Origin of the sequence: uncultured Capnocytophaga sp., from assembly GCF_938029845.1 — a bacterium.
Lineage (GTDB): Bacteria > Bacteroidota > Bacteroidia > Flavobacteriales > Flavobacteriaceae > Capnocytophaga.
On record NZ_CALHGG010000067.1, the window covers coordinates 1 to 4,997 of the forward strand.

Here is a 4,997-nt window from a genome sequence, read left to right on the forward strand (position 1 = left end):
AATTGAAAAACTTGGATTACTTGGAGCATAAACTACTAAGCTTGTAGCTCGTGTCTATTCATTATTGTCCAAAATACCGCAAGTACTATATCATAGAGAACTTTTTAAAAACACATTATTAGAACTTGAAATATATGAAAGAAGTAATATTTTTATTAACTCCAGCAGAGGTAAATGCCTTACTAAAACTACTTAATTATATAAAATTCACTTGTGAAGATGAGGAAGCAAATATATTTAAAGGCAGTCCTTTTATCAATTCAATATTTGAGAAAATTTTAAAAGAATATCCTATTCCTCTACATCAAAGTAAACAGAGACAAAAAGAGATTTTAGAGAATATAGAGAAGCGGTTAGAACAGGAAGATTATTATAAAAAATTTTCTGCTAAGGAAAAAAGAGAATACTTATCTGCCCTTTTGTTCCCATATCCATTAGATTAGAGAATGCGTAATTTGGTAAGATCAGATATGTAGCTACGGCTTAACAATCTCAATTCATCGCCACACTGGGAATGAAAGGTAAAATACTGATTTAAGTTTCGCAAGTCATTTTTAGGTTATAATTAGGTTTATAATTGATTAATAATCAATATATTGCAAAGAAAACCTCCCCCTTGCCCCCTCCGAGAGGGGGAATAAATTCGTTGAAAAAGATAAAAATTGTCTATCAATCTGGAAAATGTCCTTTCTATAACTCCTTGAGAATCATAAACTATCTCATTCCCCCTTTGGAGGGGAGTAGGGGGAGGTTTTGAATATCAATAAGTTACAGAACTTGCGAAACTTAAAATACTGATTAATAACAAATAACCAATGAAACATATTGCAATAATCTTTGTAACATCATTATTGGCAAGCTGTAATCTTTTCCAGAAGACACAGCCGGCAGGGGAAAGTGTTGCTGTAGAGCAAAAGCAGCAGGAGGTCTTTGTACCTGTGGAGAAGGAGTTGTATGTGATTAGCCCTACAGCACTGCGATATACAGTACCGGATATTCATAGTGATCCCGAAGAGGAGGAGCATTCCTTTGGAAATCTTTTTGAGATAGAAGCGGAATCGGAGCATTTCTATAAGATAAAAAGCAATTGGGATTGGTATCTCCGCAAGGAAGATATGGGAAGCTATGAGGATATCCAATTCACCAAGGAAGTATTAGAAGATGTCCATTTTATAGGTAAAAGGGAGGGAGATACTTTTGTAGATGAAAAAGAGGGGACTACCCTTTCCAAATACTTTACAATTGACATGATTTCTTATGAAGCATATCAAAAAGCAAAGAAAAATGGATACTTTCCTTTGGTGAAAGATACCCTTGCCATAAAAAAGAAAGAGGGGATACTCTCACTTCCTTGTAGAGATACTCTTGTGGAGCTTAAAGATGTAGAAATGACGCCCCAAGATGACTTGGAAGTCTATGAATACGAGGGAGAGATGCAGCCCATACACCAATACCTTATAGCAGGTTACTACTATGAGGCTGGAGATAAGTTTTTTATAGATAAAAGAACAGGGCACGAGACAGAAATAGAAAGCCACCCTTACCTTTCGCCTGATGGAAAGTATATCATTACGTTAGGGGTGACAGAGATGGGAGGGGCTACTGCTATTGCGCTATATAAGGTACTAAACAAAGATCCTTTTGCTATCGAACTTGTAGTATCCGCTTGGATTCGCTATTGGGTAGCCTACGAAGCATCTAAAAATAGACCTACTTTCTTTGGCAAAGACGGGTGCTTGTATGTTGCCATGGATGCTTTAGATAGCTATGAATATAATTATAAAGAGGAGGATAAGCCTTGTAAGTATGTAAGAATCAAAATCAAATGATCGACTAATGAAACATTTTATCATATTCTTTTTGACATTATTATCTACCAACTGTAACCTCTTTCAGGGGCAACAGCCGGCAGGGGAAAGTGCTGTAGTAGGGGAAAAGCAACAAGAAGAGGTCTTTGTGCCAGTGGAGAAGGAGTTGTATGTGATTGATAAGGAAGAACGGGAAGATAATTATCTTTTCGGCGAGAAGATAAAAATAAGTGCAGAAGGAAATGAGTTTTACCAAACTGATAGAGGAGATTATATAAAAAAGAAACATGTAGGTGATTGGAATACCCTGAAAACTAAAATCACTGGGGATGATCTTACAAAAAATGTAGATATTAACGGAAAATCTAACGATTGTATCTCTAAATACCTGAGTATAGATCAAATTTCTTATGAAGAATATCAAGAAGCTCTTAGAAATAAGATAGATTTTCTCATAGAAGACACCCTTGCAATTGTAAAAAAGAATGGCAAACTTACCTTCCCTTGCGAGCATAAAACAGTTTATCTAAAAGACCAGCCTGATAGCGTTGAAGATCCTCTTTCTGTAACTTATGCTTATGTAGGGAATGTACCTATTCTCAATCAATATTTAGTTTTTGAAGATTCTGGAGATTTTTATGCTTATATTTTTATAGATAAAACCACTGGTAAGCAAACTGATTTTGAGCGTTTTCCCTTTCTCTCTCCCGATAAGAAGTATATCATTACAATAGGGAGAGCTTATGAAGATTTAGTGGGAACGATTTCTTTGTATCGCATAAAAAGTATAAAACCATTTGTGATTGAAACTTTAGTAAATGAAGACACAAAATGGTGGGCAGCCTATGATTTTGATAAAGAACCCATCTTTTTTAGTAAAAATGGTTTCTTATACGCCCCGATGAATGTTATCCCAAACTTTTTTGACGAGCATAATAATCCTAACAAACAACGAATGTATATCAAGATAGGAATCAAATAATAGTTACTATGGCAAGATGGATACTTTACCTTTTAGGGATTTTATGGGTAGGAAATACTTATAGTCAGCAGCGGTGTGTTACCTTTGTAGATGGAGCGCAAATTTGCTTTGATGAGAAGATACCTACTGAAGCAATTGAAAAAGTAACCTATGAGCGTAAGTCTTTTAAAGCCTCAGTAATAGAAGGTTGCTTTAAGGGAAGCCAATTTTTTATAGATGAACATATAGCCAAACATCTTGATAAGAAGATGAGGCGCAAAGTATATGACCGTTATTGTTGTGACCCTAATGCTGATGATTTTTTCCTATATCGTGAATATACGGCTTTTGAGTTCAAACAAGGAGACCATATTTTTGTAGCAGACATTTTGGGGGAAGATCTTATAAAAGCGTGTTGTGAAGGTTGTGAGGATTATGTAATGACGGCTATTGTCTTTACCTTCTATACAAAGAAGGGGACTTATAAAGAGATGTTAGTAGAAAAAGGAACTAAAAAATATATTAAGAAATGAGAAACTTATTACTATACATATCAATCTTATCGTTTGTAGGCTGTAACCTTTTCCAAAAACAACAGCCGGCAGAGGAAAGTGCTGCTCCTACTGAAGAACCTCAAATACAAACAGAAACTTCTGCTAAAGAGGTTAAACCTACAGAAAAAGAGCTTTTAGAGACAATGGGAGACACTTCTGATACTAAGGCTTTTGGGAAATATTTTACTATAGAAAAGGTTTCGAAGCAGGAATACCTACAAGCATTGAAACAACGCTATTATTTTCTCACTAACGACAATTTAAAAATTGAAAAACAAGAAGGTGTGATTGAGCTTCCTTGTAAAAATAAAACTATTACATTTGAAGATACAGAAGCATCAGAGGAGTTTGGAGATGCTGAAAGATATGATTATTTAGGTGAAATGCCTGATTTAAATCAATATGTAGTGAGATATACTGTTTATAGAGCTCAAGAAACCCTTTTTATTGATAAACAAACAGGTAATCAGACTAAAATGGAAGGCGAACCGCTCTTATCACCTGATAGAAACTATGTAATAGGGACGCATAGCGATGTTTTGGGAACATTTTTAATGTTTTATAAAGTAAAACAAGCAAACTCATTCACTTTAAAAGAACTTATTATTGTTAGCCCTCAATATTGGACAATTGATTACAATGAAAAAGAAGCAATATTCTTTAGCAAAAACAACTATCTGTATATATCTATAACATTTAAAGAAAATTACAATCAACGAGAATATATTAAAATAGGAATTAGGAGTTAGAAGTTAGAAATCAGTTATCGTACTTATCTCTTACCTCTTACTTCTTACCTCTTAACTAAAAAAACTATGGAATTAAACAAACTCATTGACCACACGCTTCTAAAAGCTACAGCTACCATTAGCGAGATTGAAACTCTTTGTAAAGAGGCTGTGGAGTACGATTTTTATTCGGTATGTGTGAATAGTGGCTATGTAGCAACCGCTAAAAAATTCTTAACAGGTACTGATATCAAGGTATGTAGCGTAGTAGGCTTCCCCTTAGGAGCAATGTCGGCTAAAGCTAAATATTTTGAAACAGGTGAAGCCCTTGCCGATGGTGCTGATGAAATTGATATGGTGCTGAATGTAGGTTGGCTTAAATCAGGAAAAACCAATCAAGTATTGGACGAAATTATCGCTCTTAAACGCTGTGTAGGTGAAAACCGCGTGCTGAAAGTCATCCTCGAAACTTGTTACCTTACTGATGAAGAAAAACGCTTGGCTTGCCGTTTAGCCCTTGATGCTAAAGCCGATTTTGTAAAAACTTCTACAGGCTTTGGTACGGGGGGCGCAACACTCGCCGATGTAAAACTGATGAAAGAATGTGTGCAACATAAGGCTAAAGTGAAAGCCTCTGGAGGTATACGCGACTATGAAACAGCTATGCAATACGTAAACCTTGGTGTAGAGCGTATAGGTACTTCTAACGGAATTGCTATCTTAAAAGGAGAGAAAGGAAGTGGCTACTAATGAAGATTATCAGTTACAATGTAAACGGTATAAGGGCAGCCCTCACCAAAGGCTTTGCCGATTGGCTGAAAAGTGCTAACCCCGATGTATTATGTCTGCAAGAGATAAAAGCCTTTGAAGACCAGATACCTACAGAAGTATTTACTGAATTAGGGTATACTTATCAATATTACCATAGTGCCGAAAAGAAAGGTTA

7 protein-coding genes are annotated in these 4,997 nt (G+C 35.6%); all 7 read left to right on the top strand.

Annotated elements, in window-relative coordinates; all coding sequences use genetic code 11:
* The first annotated feature begins 134 nt into the window (after positions 1-134).
* Complete coding sequence (locus Q0625_RS04690; RefSeq protein ID WP_298823886.1) at positions 135-443, top strand: hypothetical protein; 309 nt, start codon at positions 135-137, stop codon at positions 441-443.
* Between the two features lie 372 nt (positions 444-815).
* Positions 816-1,829, top strand: coding sequence for a hypothetical protein (locus Q0625_RS04695; RefSeq protein WP_298823888.1), 1,014 nt, complete (start codon positions 816-818; stop codon positions 1,827-1,829).
* Positions 1,830-1,836: 7 nt separating this feature from the next.
* Positions 1,837-2,790 (top strand): hypothetical protein, encoded by a 954-nt coding sequence (locus Q0625_RS04700; protein WP_298823890.1) that lies wholly within the window; start codon positions 1,837-1,839, stop codon positions 2,788-2,790.
* An 8-nt stretch (positions 2,791-2,798) separates the two neighbouring features.
* On the top strand, positions 2,799-3,302 hold the full coding sequence (locus Q0625_RS04705; protein WP_298823893.1) for a hypothetical protein: 504 nt from the start codon (positions 2,799-2,801) through the stop codon (positions 3,300-3,302).
* Positions 3,299-4,072 (top strand): hypothetical protein, encoded by a 774-nt coding sequence (locus Q0625_RS04710; RefSeq protein ID WP_298823896.1) that lies wholly within the window; start codon positions 3,299-3,301, stop codon positions 4,070-4,072. The genes Q0625_RS04705 and Q0625_RS04710 overlap by 4 nt, the downstream gene beginning before the upstream one ends.
* A gap of 66 nt (positions 4,073-4,138) precedes the next feature.
* Entirely contained in the window at positions 4,139-4,801 is a 663-nt protein-coding gene (gene deoC / locus Q0625_RS04715; protein WP_088594675.1) for a deoxyribose-phosphate aldolase, read from the top strand.
* A partial coding sequence (locus Q0625_RS04720) for an endonuclease/exonuclease/phosphatase family protein (RefSeq protein WP_298823900.1) occupies positions 4,801-4,997 on the top strand: 197 nt, incomplete at its 3' end. The genes deoC and Q0625_RS04720, both read left to right, overlap by 1 nt.

Coding starts and splice junctions, on each gene's coding strand:
- Q0625_RS04695 (WP_298823888.1), top strand. CDS start 816: ATGAAACATATTGCAATAATCTTTGTAACATCATTATTGGCAAGCTGT.
- Q0625_RS04690 (WP_298823886.1), top strand. CDS start 135: ATGAAAGAAGTAATATTTTTATTAACTCCAGCAGAGGTAAATGCCTTA.
- Q0625_RS04705 (WP_298823893.1), top strand. CDS start 2,799: ATGGCAAGATGGATACTTTACCTTTTAGGGATTTTATGGGTAGGAAAT.
- Q0625_RS04700 (WP_298823890.1), top strand. CDS start 1,837: ATGAAACATTTTATCATATTCTTTTTGACATTATTATCTACCAACTGT.
- deoC (WP_088594675.1), top strand. CDS start 4,139: ATGGAATTAAACAAACTCATTGACCACACGCTTCTAAAAGCTACAGCT.
- Q0625_RS04710 (WP_298823896.1), top strand. CDS start 3,299: ATGAGAAACTTATTACTATACATATCAATCTTATCGTTTGTAGGCTGT.